At 33.3% G+C, this 23,572-nt stretch carries 29 protein-coding genes, 13 pseudogenes and 1 riboswitch; of the genes and pseudogenes, 2 read left to right on the forward strand and 40 right to left on the reverse strand.

Translation table 11 applies throughout. The features are described from left to right. Positions 1-13: 13 nt before the first annotated feature. From PL321_RS04920 to PL321_RS05055, 29 genes and pseudogenes are all read right to left on the reverse strand, one after another. Entirely contained in the window at positions 14-343 is a 330-nt protein-coding gene (locus PL321_RS04920) for an SAM-dependent methyltransferase (RefSeq protein ID WP_273963680.1), read from the reverse strand. Next, on the reverse strand, positions 315-647 hold the full coding sequence (locus tag PL321_RS04925; protein WP_273963682.1) for a hypothetical protein: 333 nt from the start codon (positions 645-647) through the stop codon (positions 315-317). Before PL321_RS04925 ends, PL321_RS04920 begins: the two co-directional genes overlap by 29 nt. A gap of 12 nt (positions 648-659) precedes the next feature. Next, positions 660-770, reverse strand: a pseudogene (locus PL321_RS20975) (hypothetical protein); the annotation flags it as partial. Continuing rightward, on the reverse strand, positions 725-1,000 hold the full coding sequence (locus PL321_RS04930; RefSeq protein ID WP_273963683.1) for a cobalt-precorrin-5B (C(1))-methyltransferase: 276 nt from the start codon (positions 998-1,000) through the stop codon (positions 725-727). The gene PL321_RS04930 and the pseudogene PL321_RS20975, both read right to left, overlap by 46 nt. A 17-nt stretch (positions 1,001-1,017) precedes the next feature. After that, positions 1,018-1,377: a cobalt-precorrin-5B (C(1))-methyltransferase gene (locus PL321_RS04935; protein ID WP_273963684.1), complete on the reverse strand. Its 360-nt coding sequence runs from the start codon at positions 1,375-1,377 to the stop codon at positions 1,018-1,020. A gap of 1 nt (position 1,378) precedes the next feature. Next, a pseudogene (locus PL321_RS04940) lies at positions 1,379-2,013 on the reverse strand (precorrin-8X methylmutase). A 57-nt stretch (positions 2,014-2,070) separates the two neighbouring features. Then, positions 2,071-2,342: pseudogene (locus PL321_RS04945) on the reverse strand (sirohydrochlorin chelatase); the annotation flags it as partial. Between the two features lie 64 nt (positions 2,343-2,406). Next, entirely contained in the window at positions 2,407-2,754 is a 348-nt protein-coding gene (locus PL321_RS04950; protein WP_273963686.1) for a hypothetical protein, read from the reverse strand. Positions 2,755-3,183: 429 nt separating this feature from the next. Then, positions 3,184-3,390 carry a hypothetical protein gene (locus PL321_RS04955; RefSeq protein WP_273963687.1) on the reverse strand — a complete coding sequence of 69 codons (207 nt, stop codon included), beginning with the start codon at positions 3,388-3,390 and terminating at the stop codon, positions 3,184-3,186. 8 nt (positions 3,391-3,398) lie between these two features. Further along, on the reverse strand, positions 3,399-3,647 hold the full coding sequence (locus PL321_RS04960) for a nucleotide-binding protein (RefSeq protein WP_273963688.1): 249 nt from the start codon (positions 3,645-3,647) through the stop codon (positions 3,399-3,401). A gap of 151 nt (positions 3,648-3,798) precedes the next feature. Further along, on the reverse strand, positions 3,799-4,455 hold the full coding sequence (locus tag PL321_RS04965; protein WP_273963689.1) for a GHMP family kinase ATP-binding protein: 657 nt from the start codon (positions 4,453-4,455) through the stop codon (positions 3,799-3,801). Next, a pseudogene (locus PL321_RS04970) lies at positions 4,448-4,860 on the reverse strand (aminotransferase class I/II-fold pyridoxal phosphate-dependent enzyme). Before PL321_RS04970 ends, PL321_RS04965 begins: the two are co-directional and overlap by 8 nt. 154 nt (positions 4,861-5,014) lie before the next feature. Further along, on the reverse strand, positions 5,015-5,455 hold the full coding sequence (locus tag PL321_RS04975; RefSeq protein WP_273963690.1) for an aminotransferase class I/II-fold pyridoxal phosphate-dependent enzyme: 441 nt from the start codon (positions 5,453-5,455) through the stop codon (positions 5,015-5,017). Then, positions 5,452-6,378 (reverse strand): adenosylcobinamide-phosphate synthase CbiB, encoded by a 927-nt coding sequence (gene cbiB / locus PL321_RS04980; RefSeq protein WP_273963691.1) that lies wholly within the window; start codon positions 6,376-6,378, stop codon positions 5,452-5,454. The genes PL321_RS04975 and cbiB overlap by 4 nt, the downstream gene beginning before the upstream one ends. Then, positions 6,375-7,796 (reverse strand): annotated as a pseudogene (locus PL321_RS04985) (cobyric acid synthase). The gene cbiB and the pseudogene PL321_RS04985 overlap by 4 nt, the downstream one beginning before the upstream one ends. Positions 7,797-7,813: 17 nt before the next feature. Continuing rightward, entirely contained in the window at positions 7,814-8,107 is a 294-nt protein-coding gene (locus PL321_RS04990) for an energy-coupling factor transporter transmembrane component T (RefSeq protein ID WP_337960960.1), read from the reverse strand. A 17-nt stretch (positions 8,108-8,124) separates the two neighbouring features. Further along, positions 8,125-8,292 carry a hypothetical protein gene (locus PL321_RS04995; RefSeq protein WP_273963692.1) on the reverse strand — a complete coding sequence of 56 codons (168 nt, stop codon included), beginning with the start codon at positions 8,290-8,292 and terminating at the stop codon, positions 8,125-8,127. 192 nt (positions 8,293-8,484) lie between these two features. Beyond that, positions 8,485-8,729: pseudogene (locus PL321_RS05000) on the reverse strand (energy-coupling factor ABC transporter substrate-binding protein). Positions 8,730-8,757: 28 nt separating this feature from the next. Continuing rightward, positions 8,758-9,458, reverse strand: a pseudogene (locus tag PL321_RS05005) (energy-coupling factor ABC transporter permease). 14 nt (positions 9,459-9,472) lie between these two features. Next, the gene (locus tag PL321_RS05010) at positions 9,473-9,622 is read right to left on the reverse strand and encodes a histidine phosphatase family protein (protein WP_273964413.1); all 150 of its coding nucleotides are present in this window, start codon (positions 9,620-9,622) and stop codon (positions 9,473-9,475) included. 26 nt (positions 9,623-9,648) lie between these two features. Next, entirely contained in the window at positions 9,649-9,969 is a 321-nt protein-coding gene (locus PL321_RS05015; RefSeq protein ID WP_273964414.1) for a histidine phosphatase family protein, read from the reverse strand. A 62-nt stretch (positions 9,970-10,031) separates the two neighbouring features. After that, the gene (locus PL321_RS05020) at positions 10,032-10,382 is read right to left on the reverse strand and encodes an adenosylcobinamide-GDP ribazoletransferase (RefSeq protein ID WP_337961085.1); all 351 of its coding nucleotides are present in this window, start codon (positions 10,380-10,382) and stop codon (positions 10,032-10,034) included. Continuing rightward, positions 10,358-10,671, reverse strand: a pseudogene (locus PL321_RS20980) (adenosylcobinamide-GDP ribazoletransferase); the annotation flags it as partial. The pseudogene PL321_RS20980 and the gene PL321_RS05020, both read right to left, overlap by 25 nt. 91 nt (positions 10,672-10,762) lie before the next feature. Continuing rightward, positions 10,763-11,297, reverse strand: a pseudogene (gene cobU, locus PL321_RS05025) (bifunctional adenosylcobinamide kinase/adenosylcobinamide-phosphate guanylyltransferase). Next, a pseudogene (gene cobT / locus PL321_RS05030) lies at positions 11,294-12,372 on the reverse strand (nicotinate-nucleotide--dimethylbenzimidazole phosphoribosyltransferase). Before cobT ends, cobU begins: the two co-directional pseudogenes overlap by 4 nt. Before the next feature lie 160 nt (positions 12,373-12,532). Next, a riboswitch (cobalamin riboswitch) is annotated at positions 12,533-12,703 on the reverse strand. An 85-nt stretch (positions 12,704-12,788) separates the two neighbouring features. Next, a complete protein-coding gene (locus PL321_RS05035) occupies positions 12,789-13,118 on the reverse strand; it encodes an asparaginase (RefSeq protein WP_337960961.1) in 330 nt (109 codons plus the stop codon). Beyond that, a pseudogene (locus tag PL321_RS20985) lies at positions 13,061-13,749 on the reverse strand (asparaginase). The gene PL321_RS05035 and the pseudogene PL321_RS20985 overlap by 58 nt, the downstream one beginning before the upstream one ends. A 55-nt stretch (positions 13,750-13,804) precedes the next feature. Beyond that, positions 13,805-15,487, reverse strand: coding sequence for a molybdopterin-containing oxidoreductase family protein (locus tag PL321_RS05050; protein WP_337961086.1), 1,683 nt, complete (start codon positions 15,485-15,487; stop codon positions 13,805-13,807). Positions 15,488-15,572: 85 nt separating this feature from the next. Further along, entirely contained in the window at positions 15,573-15,761 is a 189-nt protein-coding gene (locus PL321_RS05055; protein WP_273963697.1) for a hypothetical protein, read from the reverse strand. Between the two features lie 112 nt (positions 15,762-15,873). On the opposite strand from PL321_RS05055, the gene PL321_RS05060 reads away from it, so the two are divergent. After that, positions 15,874-16,020, forward strand: coding sequence for a hypothetical protein (locus PL321_RS05060; RefSeq protein WP_273963698.1), 147 nt, complete (start codon positions 15,874-15,876; stop codon positions 16,018-16,020). Positions 16,021-16,031: 11 nt separating this feature from the next. Next, entirely contained in the window at positions 16,032-16,214 is a 183-nt protein-coding gene (locus tag PL321_RS20990; RefSeq protein ID WP_443110744.1) for a DUF7852 domain-containing protein, read from the forward strand. A gap of 436 nt (positions 16,215-16,650) precedes the next feature. Here PL321_RS20990 and PL321_RS05065 read toward each other — a convergent pair whose 3' ends face one another. The 11 genes and pseudogenes from PL321_RS05065 to PL321_RS05115 all read right to left on the reverse strand — a co-directional run. After that, complete coding sequence (locus tag PL321_RS05065) at positions 16,651-18,177, reverse strand: sodium:solute symporter family transporter (RefSeq protein ID WP_273963699.1); 1,527 nt, start codon at positions 18,175-18,177, stop codon at positions 16,651-16,653. Further along, complete coding sequence (locus PL321_RS05070) at positions 18,177-18,632, reverse strand: hypothetical protein (RefSeq protein WP_273963700.1); 456 nt, start codon at positions 18,630-18,632, stop codon at positions 18,177-18,179. The genes PL321_RS05065 and PL321_RS05070 overlap by 1 nt, the downstream gene beginning before the upstream one ends. A gap of 299 nt (positions 18,633-18,931) precedes the next feature. Further along, positions 18,932-19,678: an alpha/beta fold hydrolase gene (locus PL321_RS05075; RefSeq protein WP_273963701.1), complete on the reverse strand. Its 747-nt coding sequence runs from the start codon at positions 19,676-19,678 to the stop codon at positions 18,932-18,934. Then, positions 19,642-19,818 carry an alpha/beta fold hydrolase gene (locus PL321_RS05080; protein WP_273963702.1) on the reverse strand — a complete coding sequence of 59 codons (177 nt, stop codon included), beginning with the start codon at positions 19,816-19,818 and terminating at the stop codon, positions 19,642-19,644. The genes PL321_RS05075 and PL321_RS05080 overlap by 37 nt, the downstream gene beginning before the upstream one ends. Before the next feature lie 9 nt (positions 19,819-19,827). Continuing rightward, positions 19,828-21,123 (reverse strand): acetyl-CoA hydrolase/transferase family protein, encoded by a 1,296-nt coding sequence (locus PL321_RS05085; protein WP_273963703.1) that lies wholly within the window; start codon positions 21,121-21,123, stop codon positions 19,828-19,830. A 15-nt stretch (positions 21,124-21,138) separates the two neighbouring features. After that, a complete protein-coding gene (locus tag PL321_RS05090) occupies positions 21,139-21,393 on the reverse strand; it encodes a 3-oxoacyl-[acyl-carrier-protein] synthase III C-terminal domain-containing protein (RefSeq protein WP_337961087.1) in 255 nt (84 codons plus the stop codon). Then, a complete protein-coding gene (locus PL321_RS05095) occupies positions 21,390-21,797 on the reverse strand; it encodes a hypothetical protein (protein ID WP_273963704.1) in 408 nt (135 codons plus the stop codon). Before PL321_RS05095 ends, PL321_RS05090 begins: the two co-directional genes overlap by 4 nt. Beyond that, positions 21,794-22,165 carry a hypothetical protein gene (locus PL321_RS05100; protein WP_273963705.1) on the reverse strand — a complete coding sequence of 124 codons (372 nt, stop codon included), beginning with the start codon at positions 22,163-22,165 and terminating at the stop codon, positions 21,794-21,796. Before PL321_RS05100 ends, PL321_RS05095 begins: the two co-directional genes overlap by 4 nt. Positions 22,166-22,269: 104 nt before the next feature. Next, a complete protein-coding gene (locus PL321_RS20995; protein WP_273964418.1) occupies positions 22,270-22,416 on the reverse strand; it encodes a helix-turn-helix domain-containing protein in 147 nt (48 codons plus the stop codon). Positions 22,417-22,464: 48 nt separating this feature from the next. Next, positions 22,465-23,235: pseudogene (locus PL321_RS05110) on the reverse strand (sigma-54 interaction domain-containing protein); the annotation flags it as partial. A gap of 152 nt (positions 23,236-23,387) precedes the next feature. After that, a pseudogene (locus PL321_RS05115) lies at positions 23,388-23,564 on the reverse strand (PAS domain-containing protein); the annotation flags it as partial. Positions 23,565-23,572 lie beyond the last annotated feature (8 nt).

Consider the following 23,572-nt stretch of genomic DNA (forward strand, 5'->3'; position numbering starts at 1 on the left):
CTACCGTGTAGGCTTATAATCTTTGTATCTGACCAACTCTTTTTAATTTTGAAAACATATACTGAACAGAGGAAATAGAAGAAATAACCTCCTCAATCTCTATATTATTTCTTATAAGATATTCTAAAACTCCATAAAGACAGGGATCTCCAGATGCTACAAAACAGGCATCTTTGTAGTTTATAAGTTCTTCTAAACCTTTTATAATAACTGGATTACAAATTCCTTCTATATCCTTTGCAACTCTCTTAAAGGCAACCACTGTCTTAGAACTTTTAATTTTTTCTATAACCTCAAGGCTTGCATACTTTAAATTACCTGGACCTATCCCAACAACTATCAAACACATCACCTCTAAATGTGTACATTATAACCCTTATATCCATTTTCAACTTTAAAAGACCATTTATTTTATTTATTGCACCCTTTACCATATCTAAAAGTATAAAGTTATACCCATTATCCACTAAAAAACACACAGCCTCCTCAGCCGTTGAAATCTTATCTATCTTATCTATGATATTGTAATCAATATGATTTTTAGCAAGATAATAAACTAAGGCCTCCATTCTTAAATCAGCTACGTGACTGTGGGTATTAAAGGCTCCAATACAGACTTTACACATCTTACCGACGTGCCCAACCAATGTTACCTTCCTAAAACGCAATAACTTAGCAAATAAAAGAGATTCCCCTACAAAGTTAGATATAACTACACATCCCTCTAATCCCTTTTTGCTGCAAAATCCTCTCCGTGGTTTCCAAAGCACAAGACTACCTCATCACTTTTTTCCCTTTTTAGTTCTAACTCCATAAATATAGTCTTTAAAAGTGCCTCATTAGACATTGGCTTAACAATACCTGTAGTTCCAAGAATAGATATTCCACCCTCAATTTTCAATCGTCTATTAAAGGTTTTCTTAGCAATTTCCTCTCCCTCTGGTGCAAATACAATAACATCTGCTCCCTTTAAAAACCTTCTAACTTCCTTTTCAATCATCTCCCTTGGAACCTTATTTATTGCAGCCTCTCCTTTTTACCATAGGGAGTATCCTCTATAAATCTTCCTATTCCAACTCCACCATCAATTACGACTTTATTGTCCCTTCTCTCTCTTAGCTTCACATATATTTTCATTCCATCTGTTACATCCCTATCATCACCCGAATCCTTTACTACATAGCAGCTTGCCCAGCCATTTTTATACCTATGTCCAAATATTTTTATATTAAGTTTTACCCCAGATTTTGTTTCTATTTCAACCTCATTAAGTTTAATTCCATTAAGTAAATAAATACATCCTAAAGTAGCTGCCTGTGCACAACTGCCTGTTGTATATCCACATCTTAGCCTTTTACCCTCTACAACCTCAAACATACTATCCCACCATATATAAAATAGAATTTAATATAGAAGCTGCAACATTGCTTCCTCCCTTTGTACCATAAGTTGTAATCTGTGGAACACAAACCCCTCTTAACTCCTCCTTTGATTCCTTTGCTCCAACAAACCCAACAGGTACTCCTATTACAAGCTTTGGTTCTACATTCCCCATATTTATATGTTCTATAAGCCTAAAAGTGCAGTTGGTGCATTTCCTATTACAAAAACCTCAAAATCTAAATCTACTGCAATATCAATACAGGCCATAGAACGCGTTATATTCTGTTCCTTTGACCTTTTAAAAACCTCATCACTATCTATAAAACAATCAATCTCACAACCTAATTCCTTTAGTTTTCTTTTGTTTATTCCAGAATACGCCATTCTTGTGTCTGTAAATATCTTTGTACCTTTCTTTAATGCCTCTATCCCACTCTCTATTGGTTTGTTTTTAAAAGAAGTAATACTTTCATAATCATAATCCCCTGTTGTATGTATCATCCTCATAACAACACTTAGTTCCCTGCCTTCAAAAATACCCTTTAAATTAGCTCCTATTATTTCAAAACTTCTCTTTTCTATCTCTGATGGATTTTTATATACAAATCCCTTCCCCTTTAATCTGTCTATTAATATATCCACAATCAAACTGTGAAACTCTATTGGTCTTTTAAAAATAATATCTATGTCATACTTTTCTTTCATATCTTTTAATATCTCTGGTATATCCTCCTTTATATGAATACCCTCAAATAAAAAATATGGAAGTACATCTACATTTTTATTCCTTCTTCCATCATTAATTTAAATGCATCTTCAATCGTAGGAGTTGCATTTTCCATAAAGGCTATATACACATTATTTTCTATCCTATCTTCAAGATACTTCGATACCTTTACAAATACTTCCTTTGCCTCCCTTGCTCGGCTACCGTGTCCTATAAGTAAAATTCCCTTCATATTTATTTGCTCCCTTCTATAAAATCTAACATTGTATTAAAGGCTTCTATGTTTCCAATAAAACTTATATGGGGATACATTGCACAAACATTTTTATATCTATACCCACAATTCCATATTGCCTCCCCATTGTCTTTCTAACTTCTACATAGGTCTTATCATTTATTTCTATTAAAGATTTATGAAACTCGTGTCCCTTAAATTTATCAAATCTTTTTCCTATTAAAAATTCTTCCTTTAGCACTATATCTACATACCCAAAATTTTGAAGTTTATTGGTCATTTTAGTCCTTCCTTTAAATATCCCAACCATCTCTTCTCCCTCAATCTCTTCAGTTAAATACATAAGTCCTCCGCACTCTGCATAAATATGTCCATTATTTTCTGCAAATCTTTTAATAGATTTTCTCATATCCTCATTTAGGGAAAGCTCATATTTAAATATTTCTGGATAACCACCACCTATATATAAAAATCACACATTGGTATAGAATTATCCCTTAGAGCTGATACATAGGAGACATTACACATCTTTTCTAAAAGTATAATATTTTCTCTGTAATAAAAGGAAAAGGCTACATCCTTTAATATACATACATCAATATTTCTTTTTTGATATCTAATTTATTTTTGTATTGAACATCCTTAAATATTGCCATAAGATACTCTAAATCTATATTCTCCTTTATCTTATTAGCCATCTTATCTATTATTAAAGAAGAATTATAAACTTCCTGACTCTGAACAAGGCCTAAATGTCTGGATTTTATTGTTAGTTCTTCATCCTCCTCTATAAAACCTAAAACTTTAACTCCTACATATTCCTCAATTTTAGATTTAATTAATTCATAGACTTTTTATTAGTTCTATTTAGGATTATCCCTTTTATCCTTCCGCAGGAAAAATCAACAGCACCCTTAATTTTAGGAATCATTGAAAACATTTCTCCTTTAGGAGAATATATAAGAACAGAATTTATATCTAAACTTTTGGATATATCATAACTTGAATTTTCAAAGGTATTATATATTCCATCAAAATACCCCATAGCCCCCTCTATGACAAGGTAGTCTTTACCCTCAATAAAAGGCACTCCATTGCACCATTTTTACCCTGAAGGTGAAAATCAATATTTTGTGCCCTACATCCTGCCGCTTGAGAAAGATACTGGGTATCTATATAGTCAGGACCTGATTTTGCTGGAAGAACATCAAGTCCCATTGAACTTAGAAGTCTTATTAATCCTGCTGTAAAGAGAGTTTTTCCACTACCACTACTTAATGTTGATATCATTAATGACTTCATAAATTTCATCCTTTCCAAGTGTGTCAAGAGAATAATAATTCATATTAATGTTAATCCTCTGTAAGTAAAAATCTCTTTTTCTTTATCATCAAACACAATCGAAATCATATTCCCACTATGTGCTCCAACTATCCCTAACCCTTCAACTCTTCTACATACATCTAATACCTCTTTTAAATATGAATAGGGAGTCTTTTTGGTTTCTTAATATACTCTGTGTTGAAACATATGCAAGTTTTTCTACACATTCATCCTCTATAGCTTCAACTAAAATAGGAACCAAGTCATCAATCGGTTCTAATGGGACTTTTACACTATTATTAAAACTTAAAGTATCTACGCCTTCTTCTCCTTCAAAGCATATACAATAAAATTTAAAATAATCTCCTATTGTTTTTCTATATTGTCCAAATCTATAATCAAACAAAGTAGCTCTATTAAAAATGATGCTATCTGTTGGTTCAATTTTTAATGCTGTCTTTACAAGCTCATCTATTTTAAATTCTCTTTTATACCTTTTTATCATTGCAATATATGCCGCAAGTATATCAGCAGTACTACTGGCAAAACCCTTCATCTTTGGTATGTTAGACTCTATATTAAAACTTAAATTTTCCTTTTTTCCCCATATTTTCAATATTTCTTCTATGAAATTACTTGTTTTTACATAATCACTTGTATAATAACCATCCTTCTTTAAATAAATCCTTGTATAAAGGTTTACTGGAAATGAACAAAGAACATCAACTCCCCTAAAATTACCCTGTAAAATCTCGCCTAAACTCCCATAGGCAACAGCACTAATCATACAAAGCCTCCCTGAATACTTTTAAAAATAATTCATTGTTCTTTCTATCCTTTATGGCTATTCTTATAAAGCTTTTATCTAATCCCTCAAAGCTTGAGCACTTTCTAATAAGTATTCCTTTTTGAAGCATTCTTTTAAAAATCACATCTTCATTGAGCTTTAACAGCTTTATTAATATAAAATTTGCCTGTGTTTTATATACAACTATATCCTTTATCCCATCTAATTCAGATAACATATATCTTCTTTCTTTTTTAAAAATTCTTTAGAAACTTTTATATATTCCTCATCTTTTAAAAACTTTAAAGCAAGCTTATTTGCAAAGGTGTTTATGTTCCAAGGAAGTATTAACTTATCTATTTTCTCTTTAAGCTCCTTTGAAACATATGCATAACCTAATCTAATACCTGGTAATGAAAAAACTTAGTAGCTGCCCTTATTATTGATACTCCCTCTTTATCCTTGAAAATTTGTAGGCTGTCATAACTACAGCAAAACTCATAAAATACCTCATCTAAAAGTAAATATGCTCCCTTTTTCCTACAGAGTTCATATATTTTTAGAAGTTTATTTTTTCTATCCTATATCCTGTTGGGTTATTCAGATTTCCAAGAATCAATATATCTCCATTTTTTAAACCTTCTAAGCTTTTTAAATCTATATCAAAATCCTCCGTAAGTGGAATCTTTAATATATCCTTTTCCCGTACAACAGCCCTATCTATGTATTCACTAAAGCAGGGTATAAACACAACAATTCTTTTAAAGGCTGAAATAAAAGAATCTATTATTTCTATTGCTCCATTCCCTAATACAACATTGTCTATAGAACAGCCTAAATATTCAGCCACTACATCCTTTAAGTCTCTATATTCAATGTCTGGATATATATAGGCTTCTTTAAAATCAATATTAATTGGATATCTTATAGGGTTTATGTTGCTTGAAAAATCTATTATATTCTCTTGATTAAATTCATATATACATCCTCCGTGCCTCATCTTAAACACCACCAAACTATTATATATAAGGCCATATATAGAAATTCTGTACGATACATTATTTGTATACTTTTCTTTATATCATCCCTTTGGAGAGGTCTTAGATAATCTCCTATGGTTGGTTTTTCTACAAGCTCGCCAAAATAATAATTATTCCCTCCAAGCAAAACTCCAAGAATTCCTGCTGTAGCAGCTTCTGGGTAAGCACAGTTTGGACTTTTATGATTTTTTCTATCCCTAATCATAATCCTAAAGGATCTGTTTATCTGTTTAGGATAAGTTAAAATCATCAATAAACCTGTTAATCTTGCAGGTATGAAATTAAAAACATCATCGGTTTTCGCTGGAAAAAAACCAATCCTTTTAAACCTTTCATTTTTATATCCCAACATAGAATCCATAGTATTTACCATCTTATAGCAGAGTGCCAGTGGTGCACCATATAAGCTTGCATAAAATAGAGGTGCTATAACTCCATCTGATGTATTTTCAGAAACTGTTTCAATCGTAGCACGAACTATTTCAGTTTCATTTAAGTTATTTGTGTCACGACCAACTATATAAGAAACTCTCCTTCTTGCACTTTGTATTGAATCCTTTAAGGCACTATGAACTTTATTTGCCTCATCTGCCAAACACCTTGCTGCAATTGTGGTATAGAGAAGATAAATATTTACTATATGGTAAATTATTTTAAAGGGCTTTATTACTTTTAAAATATAAAAGGGTATAAAAAAGGCTAATGATAAATTTATTACTACAATTAAAAAACCAGCAAAATAGAGCATTTCTTCCTTAAATAACTTTCTAAAAATCTTTTCTTCAAAGGAAATTATTTTTCCCATAAGCTTTACAGGATGAGGAAAATCTTCAGGGTCACCTAAGACTAAATCCAATAAAATTGCAATTATTAAATCAATCATAAAATACTATATATATATTCCACATCAACATTTTCCCTAAAGATTTCCTCTAATCTATCAAGCTCTCTGTTTCTAATATCCATTAAATCTGGTGAGTTCTTTTCAACAAGCCCCTTTTTTCTTCTTATCTTGTTTAAAATATAGCTTCTAAACTCTCCTGAATCAAAAATGCCGTGGATATAGGTTCCATAAAACTTATCTTCCTTATAATCTCCATCAAACCTGTCTCCTAAATTCACAAAAGGGTTTTTGTTATTTAAAGTTACTCCCATATGTATCTCATACCCATAAACTTTACTTGAAAAGGCTGTACCTTCTACCCTCTCAAGCTTTTTTTATTTAAAAAAACTGTATTTGTATCAAAAATACCAAGCCCCTTTTCATATTCACCCTTATAGCCTTCTACACCCTCTTGATCTATCAATTCCTTCCCCATCATTTGATAACCTCCACAAATACCAAATATCATTCCCTTAAAGTCCTTAATTGCCCTATCAAAGCCCTTCTCCCTTAACCATCTTAAATCTGAAATTGTATTTTTACTTCCTGGAATAATTACTAAATCTGCATCCTTTATTTCTTCTACTTTTGTTACAAACCTTAAAGAAACATCCTCATCATATTTAAAGGCATCAAAATCAGTAAAATTTGATATTTTAGGTAACTTAATTACAGCAACATCTACTCCTTCCCTAAAAGAATTCTTAAAACCAGTTGCACTATCCTCATCATCAAGATTAAATTCAAAATATGGTACAACTCCAATAACCTTTACAGGTATAAGTTCCTCCAGCATCTTGATTCCAGGTTCAAGTAATGCTTTATCTCCCTAAATTTATTTATAATAACTCCCTTTATCCTTCTTCTCTCCTTCTCCTCAAGAAGCATATATGTACCGTATATTTGGGCAAAAACTCCTCCTCTATCAATGTCTGCTACCAATATTACATTGCTATCTGCCATTTCTGCCATACCCATATTCACAAAGTCATCCTTTTTAAGATTAATTTCAGCTGGGCTTCCTGCACCTTCTATAACCACCACATCATACTTTGACTCAATTTTTTGTAAATCTCATATACCTTTCCCTTTAAAGAAGGCTTAAAATCAAAGTATTCCTTTGCTCCCATATTAAAAATTGGTTTTCCCATAAATATAACCTGACTTTTATGATCCGTTGTAGGCTTCAATAAAATGGGATTCATATAAACCTTTGGCTCGATATTTGCTGCATAGGCTTGAAGTGCCTGAGCCCTTCCCATTTCATATCCATCTATTGTTACAAAGGAGTTTAATGACATATTTTGAGACTTGAATGGACAAACTCTATATCCATCTTTATAAAATATTCTGCATAGGGCTGCTGCCGTTAAACTCTTTCCACAGGAAGAAGAAGTACCCTGAATCATTATCCTCATACAATCACTCCTAAATATTAATAGACAAAAACTGCTAAAACTAATAAATATAGAAGAATAACCGTTAGTCTTTTGAAACTTAAATCATATTTCCTAAAATTAGGAGTTTTTCCAACATAACATCTTGTATATAATGCATCCTTTACCTCTTTATACCTATTTAAAGTATTTATAAAAAGAACAGCAGAAAGACGTCCTGTATCTTGTATCGTTGCCAAAACTCCTAAAAATCCACATCTTGACCTCATTGACTTATTAATCAAAACTAATTCATCCTCAAGTACAAATAAAAATCTAAACATCATCTCCATTATCTCTGCTGTATCCCTTAAAAAGGAACCCTCTTTAAGCTTATTAAAATATCATCCATAGGGGTTGTGAATATTAAAAGAGTAAGTGATAGAGAAGAAAATAGAGTTCTTAATATAATAATCTTTAAAAAATTCAAACCAAGTTCAAGGGAATAAACAGCACCAGATACAAAGGATAAACTCATTATTCCTAATACATATTTAATAACTATTTTTTAGGAGTTTTAAAATACAAGTGAAGAAGCAATAGAGGAATTAAATTTAAAATAATTAAATCTATATTTTCACAGGAGCTTATTATTACAATTGAAGCTACACAAAATAAAATTTTTTCCACTGGATGTATGTATCTGGCACTGTTATTTCTTGAGTACAAATCAACATTCCTTAACATTCTTGTTTTTTCCTACATAGTAACCTATAAAATATGCTCCAATTCCTGCTTGAAGTGCAAATAAAAGGCTTTCAATCTCCCTGATGGTGGTTCCCATACAGAATTAAACCAAGGCTTGTAATTTTCATCTATTTCAACAATTTTTTCTTCTATTAAATCGTCGGCTCCTCCAAATTCTCCTCCTCTTGAACCTATAAAAAGAGACACGACAACTAAAAGTGCACAAATAGATAGTAAAAGTAAATTTTTTTCTTCATTATTTCACCTCCAAGGCCTTCATTTCTTCTGATGAATGTCTTGATATATATTCAAAAATTACGACAGTTAATATTCCCTCCATTATAGCAAGTGGAATTTGTGTTACTGCAAATATTGAAACAAATTTTATAAAGGAACTTATAAATCCAGCTTTATTAAAGGCAAGTGCAAGCTGAATTGATGTAACTATATAGGTTGTAAAATCTCCTAAAAAGCAGCTAAAAATACAGCTAAACTCTGATTTTTATTTTTTAATAGTTTATAAACTATAAAAGCTACAAATGGTCCTACAACTCCCATAGAAAAAGTGTTTGCTCCAAGGGTTGTTATTCCTCCGTGGGCCAAAAGTAGTGCTTGAAAAATAAGTACTATCATTGACAAAAATGATGTAACAAAGGGACCAAATAAAATTGCTGCAAGTCCAGTTCCTGTTGGGTGAGAACAAGAACCTGTTACAGATGGAAGTTTTAAAGCAGATAAAAGAAATATAAATGCTCCACACAATGCAATTAACATCTTAATATCTTTGTCCTCTGCCCTTTTAATCTTTAAGGCACCCTTCATCACAAATGGAAGCATTAACACATAATAAAAGGCAGCCCAAAAAGGTGGTAAAAATCCCTCTCCTATATGCATTGCATATGAGAGTTTTGGTAATAGCATTAAAATTAGAAAGAGAAATAATTTCTTATTTTTCATTTAAACCCCTCCATTTAATTTTTTATATACCAATAACAACCATCGATAGTTGTTATTATAGACATACTGCAGTTATCTACTGCAAATTTATAAAAATAATCATAGCTATCAAAAACCAAAGACAGCATACAGCGTATAACACCAGCAGAAGTTACAACTAATATATCTCCCTCTTCCTTTTTAACATCCTCTAAAAAATCGTAAGCCCTATTAAAAGGTCCATTAAACTTTCACCCTTTGGAATTCTGTAGTTTTTATAATCTTCACACCAGGTGTTATATTCCTCTTTAAACTCCTTTTCAATTTCCAAATAGCTCTTTCCCTCAAAAATCCCAAAGTTTAGTTCAATAAGCCTATCATCAATTTGAAATTCTCCAAAGTATGCTGCGGTTTGTTTGCATCTTTTTAACGGACTTGAAATTATCCTGTTAAACTTTATATTGATTCTTTTACTTGCCTCTTTAGCCTGTTTGTGGCCGAGTTCTGAAAGTTCTTCGTCCTTCCATCCTATATACTTTTACACTCATTACCCCTACACTTCCGTGCCTTAATAGATACAAATTAAGCATTTTTTCACCTCAAAAGTAAAAGTATTAAAACAAAACCCAATATCTCACAAACCTCTATACAAGCCCCATAAACATCACCCGTTAGACCATTTATAGTGCTATAGGACTTTAGCATCAAAGCTATTGCAAAGGCCATATCAATAAAGAAAATATAAAGTGCTACATAACCTAAAAATACATAGGAGATAGGTATGAAACTTAAAACTGATAGTACATACCATACTTCAGAATTGTTTTGTGTAATCTGTGCACCTAAACCATCACTCTTTGCACTTTTACCAAAGGTAAACATAAAGGCTGCAGTCAATCTTGCAAAGGCAATGGAAAAGACTAACGAAAAAACATATACTTGAATGAAATTTTAGATAATATAATAAACCTAAATAAAATATCCATTATAATGGCTACTACTCCAAATACCCCTACCCTTGAATCCTTCATAATTTCAAGTATTCTTTCTCTACTTCTTGAAGAAAAAAGCCATCACAGGTATCCGACAAACCATCAAGGTGAAAACCTCCTGTTACAGCAATAATTGACAATATAGTAAATAACACAGCTATCTGGTTGTCTATTTTATAAAATAAATAGTAGGGAATATAGCTTAGAAGACCTATAAGCATACCTATATATGGATAGAAAAAAGTACCACGTGCTAAAGTTTTTTATCTACATCTATAGAAATTGGTATTGGTAGCCTTGTTAAAAATTGAAGAGTTAATACAAAGGCTCTAATCATTTTATTTTTACTGGTATACCACAAACTACAATATATACTTCATCACAAAGGCTACCAAGGATTGTATTTACTCTTCCCTGTATATCTCTAAAGGCTCTTGCTACTTTATTTTCTGGAACAACTGAATAACCAACCTCGTTTGTAACTAAGATTAAATTGCCCTCCATTCTTTTTACCTTTTTAATTAACTCTTTAAGCTCTTCTACTACCGCATACTCTACATCTCTCTTTGCTGTTTCATCTATATATTCAAGCTTGGAGGTAATTTCAAACATAATATTTGAAATCATATTGGTTACACAATCTAAAAGATAGTTTTTTCATCTCCTACTGCTCTTTTTAACTCTTTATAGCCCTCAAAGGTTCTCCAGGTATCAGGTCTTCTCATCCTGTGTAGCTTTACCCTTTCCTTCATCTCCTCATCCTCTGCAACTGATGTTGCTATATACACTACATCTTTTTATCCTTTAGCATATCTTCGGCAAAGCTACTCTTTCCCGACCTTACCCCTCCTGTTACAAGTGTTATCATATTGCCTTCTCCTCTCTTATATCTATAAGAAAATCATTTACTATGTTTGCATCTTCAAAAGTTCCCATATTCTTCATCATTTTTTGGGAGGCTTCTATTATGAAAAGGCAAATGGGCATCCTGAACCTTCACCTAACCTCATATTCAAATTTATCATTGGCTCAAGACCTATCTCCTTCAGCATATATATAGCCCCTGGCTCCTTTGATAAATGCGATGGGAAAATATAATTTTTGATTAAAGGATTTAATCTTACGGCACAAAGGGCTGCTGCAGAGGAAATAAATCCATCAATTACAATAGGAACTCTATTTTTGCAGCACCTATAAAACAACCGCATAAACCTGCAATATCAAGTCCTCCAACCTTTGCTAAAATATCTATTGGATCACTTTTATTAGGTTTATTTATGCAAAGTGCCCTTTTACAACCTCTATCTTATGTTTATACTGCTCTTCTGTAAGACCTGCTCCTTTGCCCACTACAACCTCTGCCTCAAGGTCAGTTAATGCACATAGGACAGCTGCCGAAGTAGTTGTATTAGCAATGCCCATCTCTCCTGTACCTATAAGGTTATAGCCCTCTTTACGAGTCCGTCTACAATCTCAATACCAACTTCAATAGCCTTAACTGCATCTTTATAATCCATCGCAGGCCCTTTAGCTATGTTGCCTGTTCCCCTCATTATCTTTTTATTTATAATCTTAGGATTGCTAAATTCAGCTTCTACGCCAATGTCTACCACTGTTAAAGCAGCCTGTACCATCTCTGCAAATACACAAACACCAGTTATGCCACGTGTGAAGTTTTCTGTAACAACCCTTGTTATATCTTTAGGACAAGCACTTACTCCCTCTTCTACAACTCCATTATCTGCACACATAATTACAATATTCTTATTTAATTTATCATTTACTAAGTTTCCTGTAATACCTGCCATTCTTGCTGCTATTTTTTCTATAGTTCCGAGGCTTCCTATGGGTTTTGTGAGGTTATCAATCCTTTGCCAAGCCTCCTTTATCTTTTGTTCATATAAAGGTTGTATCTGATTCAAACTATTTTTTAAAAGCTCCATATTACTCCTCCCTAATCTATACAAAATAAAAAGCCTCCAAGGAAATGGAAGCTTTTATTTTTATTTCAAGTAAGTTCCATATAAAATTAGAACTTACCAAATAAAAAGCCTGCAAAAAGGGCAGGCTTGTATTCAAACTTTGCCATTCCCTTCGCTCCGAAGGATTAGCACATCAAAGGCAGGTCTCCTGGCTCACGGGTCTTCCTCCTCCTACCTTCCCAGTTTCCCAGTGGTTAGGATTTGTCTCCGTCTACAGTAGCGGGGCTGCAGTGGATTTTCACCACTTTCCCTATTAAGCTAACAAATTAGCAACCTTGACGTATATATTCAATTTTAAATTTACAATTTTATTTTACACCATAAACAGGTATTATTTCAATAATATTTAGAAATATTTCTTACTTGTAAAAAGTTTATCATACCCTTTTTAAATCAAAAATTGCTCTAATTTCTCCTACCTTAACTCCCTTATTATTGAGGTTAGGAGGATTTTTAAAGGTTAAAAGCCTATTTATCTCTGCATAGTTTAATATCTTTAAATCCTCCAATATCTTCATAACAGCAGGATAGAGGGCTCTATAATTTCCATCCTCTATTTTTACTGCAATTCCAATCCCTAAATCCTTAACACCTATGCAGTATACTGCCTCTGCACCAAGCTTTCCTATTAGTTTCCCTGCTGCTGTTTTCATAAGTTCTGTACAAAAACCATTAGTACCTGCCACCATTTCAGGATAGGCCACCATTGAATTATACACCCTTTGGGCAGCTTTTTATACTCATCATTTAGTCCGCATCCTGTTACAAGTCGTGCATAACCTAACGCCATATTGTAAAGAGGCATTCCAAATACAGGTACACTGCATCCATCAACCCCTAAAATTATTTTCTCCTTATCGATATCGCAAACCTCTGAAACAACCTCTAATGTATCCCTTTGGATTGGGTGTTCCTTTGTATTGTAATCTATAAGTCCATATCCTTTATGAAGACAGGTGGCTACAACCCCTATGTGTTTTCCTGAACAGTCTGAATTTAATGTTGTTATTTGATGGTTTTCCCTTAATTGCTTTTGTCTATAGGTTTGGTTTATTGAATAGGTTTCACCACACAAAAGTGCCTCTTTTTTATATTTATCTTATTTAACATTTCATTTAATGTATCTATATGAAACTTTTCTCCATAGTGGGAGGCACACATTATAGCAATTTCCTTATCGGTAAACTTAAATCTATCTGATGCACCTGATAAAATAACATTCATTGCCTGTATAGGTTTTGCTGCAGAACGTATATAGGTAACCTTATAGGCGTCACCTGAATAGGCCAACACCCTGCCATTGTTATCTACAGCAACAGCATCTCCCTGTGAATACATTCAACCAGCGGCCCTCTTGTAACTTCTACAAATACCTCTGACATTTTATTACCCCCTACTCAAACCTTTTAATATTAACTCCTATATTGTGGAAGACTGTACAAAGTCCAATATCTGTGTTCTTACCCTCCACCAGAGAATTTAAATCTATATCCTGTCCAAAAGGTATAATAATTTGTCCCTTCCCTACATCATATGTTGTTTTAGCCCTTAAAGTTATACTTGATAAACTATTATACACAGTTATTTTCTCTCCATCTTTAATTCCACGTTCTTGTGCATCATCTATATTAATATAGGCAAAGGGCTCCTCCATACTATCTAAAATAGATGGTATATTTAAGTATTGGGAATTTATAACATATCTGCTGTGGACTGAAATTAATCTAAAGGGACTTTCATCGTCTATCCTTTTATAGCTTGGTACTGCATCCTGTCCCCACTTTTCCATTCCACTTGCCTTAAACTCTATCTTACCAGATGGTGTTTTAAATTTTCTATCTTTATAAACTACTTCGCTGTAATCTTCAGTTAAATAGGGACCTTTTCTTAAAGTATCAATATCCACTTTAATTTTTGAGTATTTTAAAACATCTTCTATAAATTCTAAGTTATTTTCAGGAATTAAATCCTTATTAAATCCCATTCTATATGCAAGTTCTCTATATATTCTGCTCTCGTGCATAGAATCTCCAAGAGGTTCTACAATCTTGTCCTGAAACATTATATATGGATGCCAGTAGGACCTTAATATGTCGTAGTATTCAAAGGTTGCCGCAGCTGGCAGTATTATATCTGCATACTTTGCTGTCTCTGATACAACTGTATCAATGCAAACTAAAAATTCTAACTTTTCAAGGGCCTCCCTTAAAGCCTTTGAATTTGGATTTGACATAACAGGGTTTGCTGCCTGAATTAACATACACCTTATACCTTTTTCTTTTATTTCTTCTCCCATATTTACTACATTTATTCCTCTAATGTTTTTGATTGTCTTTAGCATACCTGGAAGATTTAATCTTGGTCTTGTATGATTTGAATATCTAAAACCTCCTCCAAAAACTCCAACACTTCCAACAAGTGCAGGAAGAAGGGAAAGTGCCCTTACTGTTTGGCCTCCTTGAATTTGTCTTTGTATTCCAAAACCACATATTAAGGTAAAGGGCTTTATATTAGCTATTGCCTCTGCAACCTCTATTATCTTATCCTTTGATATCCTTGTAATCTCCTGTGCATATTCAAGGGTATACTTTTGTGCTTCCCTTTTAAAATCATCAAAACCATAGGTATACTTATCAACAAAATCCACATCATATTTGTTATTTTGTATTATATAGTTATGTATTGCCATAGCAAGAACTAAATCAGTTCCAACCTCGGGATTTATAATTAAATCTGCATATTTTGCCGTTTCACTTCTTCTTATATCTATTAATATAACCTTTGCTCCCTTCTCCTTTGCCCTTTTTATATGGATTAACTCCTGAATATTTGTGTTGGCAGGATTTTTGCCCCATATAACAATAAGCTTAGATTTTTCCAAATCCCAAGGTGCATTGTGTTCTACACTTCCATAGGTTAGCTTTAGAGCTTCAAGCCCTGCACCAGAACAAAGGTCTCCGTAAACATATGTATATCCCTTGAGTTGGTTTATAAAATTGTTGTATACCCTTGAAGCTGTTCCAATCTCTCCTGCTCCCTTGTAGAATAAAAAGGATAGTGGATCCTCCTGCTGAATCTTTTTATTTTATCTGCTACCTCACATAATGCATCTTCTATATCAATCTCCTTAAACTCTCCCTTTCCCTTGTCTCCAACTCTCTTTAGTGCCTTTTTATTCTATTTCTGCCGTAGTTTCTATCTATATACTCTAAACCTTTTCTGCAAATTAGGCCCTCTGTTGCCCTGTTTTCTTTATCTCCATAAACCTTAATAATCCTTCCTTCTTCGACTTCTAAAATCAAAGAACATCCTCCGTAACAATCCCTTGGACATACTGCCTTTATCTTCATCTAATCCCCTCCAAAAATTACTATAATAAAATTATACATCAACATTAATAATTAGTAACCAATCTTTTAAATACATCATAATATAAAATGAAGTTTAAATTAGGGTGATTAAATGGGTAGTAAATCAAAAAGAAACGAAGACTTTAATGTTAAGGAAGAACCAAATCTAACTGTAGATATATTGGAAGATACTGAAAATGTTAATGCTGATGAAGCTTCAAGATGTGAACAGGAGGGGAGTGCGATCCTATACTTATAAATTCTAAGAATATACCAGAATGCAAGAATGAACCTGAAGAACCCTGCTGCAATGACGTAAACTATATAAACGTTCCTGTTGTTATAAGTCAGTTTAAGATATGCATTCAGCTTGAAAATTCAGTTAGATTCTGCGAACCTGTTGTTTGCATTAAAGCATCTAAAAAACACTTCAGCTTAAGGAGTGTAAATTAATACCTGGGACAAAGAAGGTATTTATAAGAGGAGTTATTAAAAAGGTGTTAGAATATGCCTCTGCTCGCTGCCAAAGTTCCAAAGGCACAAGCGGTAACATTAGATATTTAACCTACCTTGTTCCCTTTGAATGTACAACTGAAATAAGCTATATAAATCCACCTGAGATAAGGGCAAATAAAGAACAAAAGTTTATCCCCCTTGAATATCACTTTGTATGTGAGGATAAGGGATATTTTAATCAAAACATCCTGTGTGAAATAGTTAAGTATAAAATAAATGAACTTATGTGCAGAGAGGATGTTGTTCCTGTTGAGAATATAAAGGGGCAGGATTGCTTTTATAAGATGAAGGAGAGAATTGTGCTTAATTTACATCTAAGGCTTATGCAGAATCAGGTTGTGTGTATGAAAAAGGGGCTGAATAGCCCCCTTTATTATGCCTCCAATACTGCTTCAACTTTTGTATCAAGTTTTTCTTGCTTAGTCATATATGAAACAAGGATGTATACTATTATTGATAGACATAGGGATAATGTACCATTGTATATACCCTTTGAAGCAAAGTATGTTTTGTAAAAGTTAGCACCTAATACCTTTGCTATTTCAAGGCCTACATTACAAACAAGTCCTACTATAATTGAAGCAAAGGCTGCCTGTTTTGTTCCCCTTGACCAGTTAAATCCAATACCTATTGCTGGTGCAAGTGCTGCTGCGAATGTACCCCAACCAAATGCACCAAGAAGTGCAATTCCCTTTGGTCCAAGTGTTAAGGCAAGAATAATTGTAACTACAGCTATAATAACAACTACTATTCTTCCCATAAAAAGTTCTTGCTTTGAGTCTAATTTTTTATTAAAGGCAAAGGGCAAATCTCTTACTGCACTTGCTGCAGCTATGTTTATAAAGGAGTCTGCGGTTGACATTATAGCTGATGCAATACCTGCATATACAACTCCTGCTATAACCTTTGGAGTATAGTAGTTTAAGAATACAACTATTGTATTGTCGGTTGATTTCTTTAATAAATCCATTGCTTCTGCAGGTAGTTTACCTGTTACTGCTAAGTATTTTACTGCTAAACCAACACCAAACCATAATAGACCTGCAACCATTCCTCCAATTGCTGCAAGTACTACTCCCCATTTCATCTTTCTAACTTCTTTTACCATATAAAATTTGTGAACTATGTGTGGTTGTCCTACTATACCAATAGATAAGCAGAAAAACCAGCTCATTGTTGTTATGGCAGGCATTATACCCCAAGGGTTAACAAACTTTGCACCTACTGCATCCTTAGACAATACTTCTACAATACCAGCAGCCATATTTTGAGTTCCATTACCATTAACCAAACATAGTGCAAATATAATTATTGAAGCTATAATCATACACGCCCCTTGAAATACATCTGTATAAACACCGGCAAGCATACCACCTGCAACAGAATATATAAGTACAATACCCATTCCAACTAATACTGCCCACTGAAAGTTTATTTTAAATATTGGTGATAGTATAAATGCAAAGGCAGTTATTTGATTAGCAAGATATAAAACAAGCCCCACCAATATTGCAATTGCTGCTATTCCACTAACCCATTTTGATTTATAACGTGCATACACTGCGTCAGGTGCAGTCATACAATCATTTACTTCTGTTAATAATCTCATTCTTTTTCCTAATATAATCCACGCCATTGCAAAGGATATAGCAGTTGGGAAAGTCATCCAAAGAGAACCTTGTCCAATACTAAAATAAAGACCTGGACCTCCAACAAAAACCCATCCTGATATTGCTGCTGAGAAGGATGCCATTGCAAGGGCTATAAGACCTAATTTCTTACCTGCTATAAAAAGTCCTTTGAACTTGTGGTCTGCTTCATTGCATAATACCCTATAACTAATACAACCAGCATATAAATGCTCATAACAACTCTTATGGTTGACATATTTATCCCCCATTACATATTTAGTTTGCTTTGATTACTTTCAGTTACTTCAATACTTAAGTTAGCACCTGTCTTTTTATTAAACTCCTTTATATCTTCACTTGTTATGTAGTCTTTATCAAATCTTAATGCATAAACTAAAGTTACAACTAAAAATGATGCCACCCATACTCCATATACCATAATAGCTGTTGCCTTTGGTAATCCTAAGAAATATCCTGTAACTTGACTGTTGTTCATTGAAACCATTGAAACAAAAGCAATTAGCCAAATTATTAAAATTGCTATAAGTGAAACCTTAGCCCTACCTCTAACAGTGTCCTTCTTCATTGCACCAAGCCACATCCAAGCTATACATACGAATGGAAATGAAACAGCAAACAACATATTGTTTTTAGTAAATTGAGCTATTAACATTAAAATTGCTGAAATCAAGATAACTAATACTGTTAAATCCTTCTTATTCATAACCAAACCTCCCCACTTTTTAAAATTTATTTTTTAATAGAATAATAAGTTTGATCCCCCTTTTCTTTATAAGGTCAACTGCTAAAAGTCAGCTGCCTGAAAAAGGAAAGCAAATTATATGCCATAATATATAAGATAAATCAAAGCCTGAAAGCTAATTGTTTTTTATCTAATGTAAATATTTTAGACACATTATCATATTGATACACATTGTATGAAAGTAGAAAAATCAATCATAAAAAGGTGCCAAAACAGCATAAGGGGAAACTAAATTTATTATTTTGGCACCTTAAAACTACTTATTTATAGAATTCCTTTATCCTTTGTAATACAAGCTCTAAGTTATCGTAGTGTGGAGTATGACCACAGCCATTTAATATTACAACCTCTGCATTATCTCCTATTTCTTTTGCAGTAAAATATGCTAAATTAGATGGAACAATTAAATCTCTATCTCCAGCAAAAATTCTAACAGGTATGGTTATTTTATCTACTTCGCCACTTCCCTGTGTCACACCATTATACATATGGGATATATTAAAGCTGTGGGCTGCCCAGGCTGCATCCCTTAAGTTTCTTGTCTTAAAAATATCATCTAAAAGCTCCTCATACTCTTCATCGCTTGGTTTTACAATATTTAAAACAAGCTGATCCCAAAGATATTTTATAAAGGCTCTATTATTATTCTCTAATGCGTCTATCATAGGCTTTAGTTGTATTCTATCCTGCAATAGTTCTTCTTTATTTTGATAGCATTCAGGCAAAAATTCTCCATTTGGTCCCTTTTTATGATATGAATATCCTGAGCAAGGAATAGATTCATAAAGTATCAAGCTGTTTGCATAACCTTCATAATCTGCCACAAATTTTTGAGAAATTCCTCCACCCATTGACCATCCAATAAGTAAGAAATCCCTTAAGTTTAATTCATCACAAAGAAGCTTTATATCCTCTGCAAAATCCTTAAATGTATCAATAGGCTTGTTGTAGCTTGACTCTCCTGCTCCTCTTAAATCAACTGCAACAACGTGATAGTCGTCTGCCAAGCACTCAAGAAGTTTTCCCAATGTCTTGAAGAAACCATATTACCGTGTACAAGAAGTATAGTCTTTCCTTCTCCTCCTTCGCGATAACCCATAACCTCGCCATTTTTCAGGTTTACTTTCTTAAGTTCTACCTTTCCCATAATCCCCTCCTACCAAATCATATATTTCTCTGCATCCCTCTTTAGCTGTTCTCTAAAGTTAGGATGTGCAATGCTAATTAAATTTCTTACTCTTTCTCTAATTGTTCTTCCCTTAAGAGGTGCAACTCCATATTCTGTAACAACATAATCTACATCATTTCTTGAAAGTGATACTGCTGCCCCTTGAGTTAACATCGGAACAATAGTAGAAATTGTATCATTCTTTGCAGTTGAATAAAGTGCAATTATTGATTTTCCACCTACACTGTTTTGTGCTCCTATTGCAGTATCTGATTGTCCTCCTGTTCCACTATATTGAACGTGTCCTATTGCCTCTGAACAGCACTGCCCTGTTAAGTCTACCTGCAAGGATGTATTTATAGAAACCATCTTATAGTTTTGTCCTATCACATAAGGATCATTAGTATAGCATCCTCTTTTAAATTCAACTCCAGGATTTTCATCAATAAAGTCATATAACTTTTTAGTACCAAGTGCAAAGGTTGCTATAAATTTATCCTTGTGTAGAGTCTTCCTCTTGTTTGTTATAACTCCTGCGTTATACAAATCCACCATTCCATCTGTAAACATTTCTGTATGAACACCTAAATCCTTTTTAGTGATAAGTGCCTTAGATACTGCATTTGGAATTCCTCCTATACCAAGCTGTATAGTTGAACCATCTTCAATGAGCTCTGCTATATAGTTTCCTATTATCATATCCTTTTCATTTGGTTCAACTATTGTAAGTTCTGGAGGTCTTCTATTACTTTCATATACAAAATCCACTTCACTTATATGCACAAAAGTATCTCCATAGGTTTTTGGATAGTTTTCATTTACCTCAAGTATTACTATATCTGCTGCCTCAATGTATTCCCTCTCGTAGGTTACTGATAAAGATAGGCTAAAATACCCGTGTTTGTCCATAGGTGTTGCAGTTCCAACAAATATATTAGGTTTTCTATAACCTAATCTTTGTTTTGCTGCAAGGTGTAGATGGTTAGGTAAGAAGCTTGCAGTTTTATCCTTGTGGGCTTTTCTTGTTAGTGGGCTGTAAAACCAAGTATTGTTTATAAAATGTCCCTCCATATCTGGTTCACTTGTAAATTTGTAGTTGCCCATATTTAGACAAGTCAATACAGATACATTCTGAACCTCATCCTTTATCTCGTGAAGTCTGTTTAAAAAGTCCATAGGTTCTGCCCCTGCAAGTGCAACACAAACCTCATAGTCTGACTTTACTAAATGCAAAATTTCATCTAAACTTTTTAGCTTTCTATTATATTCTTCTCTAAAATTCATAAAAATCCTGCCTCCTTAATCTTCTACTTTTCCCCATTTTATTGTATTTGCTGCCCAAGCATACCCAATTCCTGCACCAACCATAACAACTATATCTCCTTCCTTTACTTTGCCCTGTTCTAAGCCTAATTTTAAAGATAAAATTTGGTCTATTTGTCCTATATGTCCATAATCACAAAGATAAACAGATTTTGACTCATCTAATCCAAGTTCATTTAAAATATACTTGTGGGCAGAATATTTAAAGTGTAATATTGCAAGATAACCTATATCCTCCTGTGAATATCCACTCTTTTTAAGGAATCTCTTATAACCTTTAAAAAGTTAGGTGTAGATTTTTCATTAAGTCTCTGTTTCATTCCCTCAACATCAAATACATCGAGGGATTTATAGGCGTAATCCACATTTTCTCTATTTATTGGATTAACTGTACCACCATACCTTACACCAACATCCCTTGCAAAGGAACCATCACTCATTATAGCTGACTCTAAAAGCTCGTTTTTACCTAAATTCTTTTTAAGAATTAATGCACCGCCACCTGCACCTAAATTATACATAAAACTTACTCTTGGATTTTTGTAGTCTATGAAATCTCCATTTCTATATCCACCAACTATCAAAACGGTGTTTATTGAATCATCACTCATCATCATATCCTTTGCAACCTTCATTGCAGTAATGCAGGTGCAGCATCTTTGTTGCAAATCAAATCCATAGGCATTTTTGCTCCTATCTTCTCCTGTATATAGATGGCTGATGTAGTCAATGGATATTCCTTCCATTCTTCTCCTATAGAAATTACAACATCTATTTCCATAGGATCTATGTTATATTCCTTTATACAATTTAGAGCTGCTTTCACACCCATCTCCTGAGTTCCATCATCCTCTTTTGGTATTGGCTTTTTATAAAATCCTAACTTCTCAATAACAGCCTCCTCCGTCCAAACCCCTCCTGTTGCCTCACTTACCTCTTTTGCAGTAATAAATTTATCTGGAATATAGACTGAAACCCCAGCAATTCCAACGTGTTTTCTCATAATATCACCCCTTAGCTTTTTTATGAATATTGCAAAAACTATGCCAAAAATACTAAAGGAGCACCCTTTTTGGTGCTCCTGTGTAACAAATTATTACATATGTATTATTTATTTTCACTCTCTATGTTGTATTCTTCTATCTTTCTGTATAATGAAGCCCTCGGAATATTTAATTTGCTGGCTGCTAAACTCTTATTGTTGTTACACTCCCTTAAGGTACTTATTATTATTTCCTTCTCTATACTCTCCATAATCTCCTTTAAACCTTGGTCCTTCTTATGTTCAATCTTAAAGGTCTTGTTCAGTATAGAGGCTGGAAGATCATTAATCATAACTTCCGTTTCATCAGCATTAACACATATTCTCTCAACAATATTTTTTAACTCCCTTATATTTCCCGGCCAGTCATAATTACATAATATATTCATAACCTCATCGGGTATTTCTCTATAAAGTCCTGTCTCCTTGTAAAAGTTGTGTACAAACTTTTCAACTAAAAGAGGTATATCATCCTTTCTTTGTCTAAGGGGTGGAATGTCTAAAGAGAGTACATTTAATCTATAATATAAATCCTCCCTAAACTTTCCCTCATCTACAAGCTGTTCTAAGTTCTTATGGGTCGCACATATAACCCTTACATCCAGCTTCACAACCTTATTTGAACCTATTCTTACAACTTCCTTCTCCTGAAGAACCCTTAAAAGCTTTGCCTGCATATATAAAGGCATATCACCAATCTCATCTAAGAATATTGTACCACCATTTGCAAGTTCAAACTTACCAATGTTTCCGCCCTTTCTTGCTCCAGTAAAGGCACCATCCTCATATCCAAAAACTCTGCCTCAAGTAGATTTTCTGGAATTGCAGAACAATTTATAGATACAAAGGGAACTCCCTTCTTTCACTTTCATTATGGATAGCGTGGGCAAAAGTTCTTTACCTACTCCACTCTCACCTATAATTAAAATATTAGAATGTACTCTTGCAAGCTTTTTAACCTTAGATTTTACCTGTTTCATAGGCCTTGACTCACCTATTATGTCCTCAAGTGTGTATTTTGCCCTATTCATCTTAGCTATCTCATTTTTATATAAATTAAGTTCTTTGTGTATTTTCTCTATCTGTTCTGTTACCTGTTTTAACTTTTCATAATCATCAAATAGAAGTAGTCCAAATCCACCTATTAAATTATCATTTTCATCTATTATTGGTACTCTGTGTACTATTGCCTCTTTTCCATTTGAAAAGACGTGCCTTTTGCAATCTCTGCTTGTTTATATTTTAATGTGTCTAAGAATTTAGAAGTTGGTTCAACCTCTGTAACAATTTTACCCAAAACATCCTCTTCATTAAAGCCTAAAAAATCTAAAAAGCATTTATTTATGTAAACTATTCTTCCATCCTTAT

The organism is Caloramator sp. mosi_1 (assembly GCF_028622835.1).
Lineage (GTDB): Bacteria > Bacillota > Clostridia > Clostridiales > Caloramatoraceae > Thermobrachium.

What these genes read in the sequence shown, in the direction of transcription:
- PL321_RS04930 (WP_273963683.1), bottom strand. Translation starts at nt 1,000, where the DNA reads ATGATTGAAAAGGAAGTTAGAAGGTTTTTAAAGGGAGCAGATGTTATT.
- PL321_RS04935 (WP_273963684.1), bottom strand. Translation starts at nt 1,377, where the DNA reads ATGTTTGAGGTTGTAGAGGGTAAAAGGCTAAGATGTGGATATACAACA.
- PL321_RS04950 (WP_273963686.1), bottom strand. Translation starts at nt 2,754, where the DNA reads ATGAGAAAATCTATTAAAAGATTTGCAGAAAATAATGGACATATTTAT.
- PL321_RS04955 (WP_273963687.1), bottom strand. Translation starts at nt 3,390, where the DNA reads ATGGGGTATTTTGATGGAATATATAATACCTTTGAAAATTCAAGTTAT.
- PL321_RS04960 (WP_273963688.1), bottom strand. Translation starts at nt 3,647, where the DNA reads ATGAAGTCATTAATGATATCAACATTAAGTAGTGGTAGTGGAAAAACT.
- PL321_RS04965 (WP_273963689.1), bottom strand. Translation starts at nt 4,455, where the DNA reads ATGATTAGTGCTGTTGCCTATGGGAGTTTAGGCGAGATTTTACAGGGT.
- PL321_RS04975 (WP_273963690.1), bottom strand. Translation starts at nt 5,455, where the DNA reads ATGAGGCACGGAGGATGTATATATGAATTTAATCAAGAGAATATAATA.
- cbiB (WP_273963691.1), bottom strand. Translation starts at nt 6,378, where the DNA reads ATGATTGATTTAATAATTGCAATTTTATTGGATTTAGTCTTAGGTGAC.
- PL321_RS04990 (WP_337960960.1), bottom strand. Translation starts at nt 8,107, where the DNA reads ATGGAGATGATGTTTAGATTTTTATTTGTACTTGAGGATGAATTAGTT.
- PL321_RS04995 (WP_273963692.1), bottom strand. Translation starts at nt 8,292, where the DNA reads ATGAGTTTATCCTTTGTATCTGGTGCTGTTTATTCCCTTGAACTTGGT.
- PL321_RS05035 (WP_337960961.1), bottom strand. Translation starts at nt 13,118, where the DNA reads ATGGTGGCCTATCCTGAAATGGTGGCAGGTACTAATGGTTTTTGTACA.
- PL321_RS05055 (WP_273963697.1), bottom strand. Translation starts at nt 15,761, where the DNA reads ATGAAGATAAAGGCAGTATGTCCAAGGGATTGTTACGGAGGATGTTCT.
- PL321_RS05060 (WP_273963698.1), top strand. Translation starts at nt 15,874, where the DNA reads ATGGGTAGTAAATCAAAAAGAAACGAAGACTTTAATGTTAAGGAAGAA.
- PL321_RS05065 (WP_273963699.1), bottom strand. Translation starts at nt 18,177, where the DNA reads ATGGGGGATAAATATGTCAACCATAAGAGTTGTTATGAGCATTTATAT.
- PL321_RS05070 (WP_273963700.1), bottom strand. Translation starts at nt 18,632, where the DNA reads ATGAATAAGAAGGATTTAACAGTATTAGTTATCTTGATTTCAGCAATT.
- PL321_RS05080 (WP_273963702.1), bottom strand. Translation starts at nt 19,818, where the DNA reads ATGGGAAAGGTAGAACTTAAGAAAGTAAACCTGAAAAATGGCGAGGTT.
- PL321_RS05085 (WP_273963703.1), bottom strand. Translation starts at nt 21,123, where the DNA reads ATGAATTTTAGAGAAGAATATAATAGAAAGCTAAAAAGTTTAGATGAA.
- PL321_RS05095 (WP_273963704.1), bottom strand. Translation starts at nt 21,797, where the DNA reads ATGAAGGTTGCAAAGGATATGATGATGAGTGATGATTCAATAAACACC.
- PL321_RS05100 (WP_273963705.1), bottom strand. Translation starts at nt 22,165, where the DNA reads ATGAGAAAACACGTTGGAATTGCTGGGGTTTCAGTCTATATTCCAGAT.
- PL321_RS20995 (WP_273964418.1), bottom strand. Translation starts at nt 22,416, where the DNA reads ATGGAGAGTATAGAGAAGGAAATAATAATAAGTACCTTAAGGGAGTGT.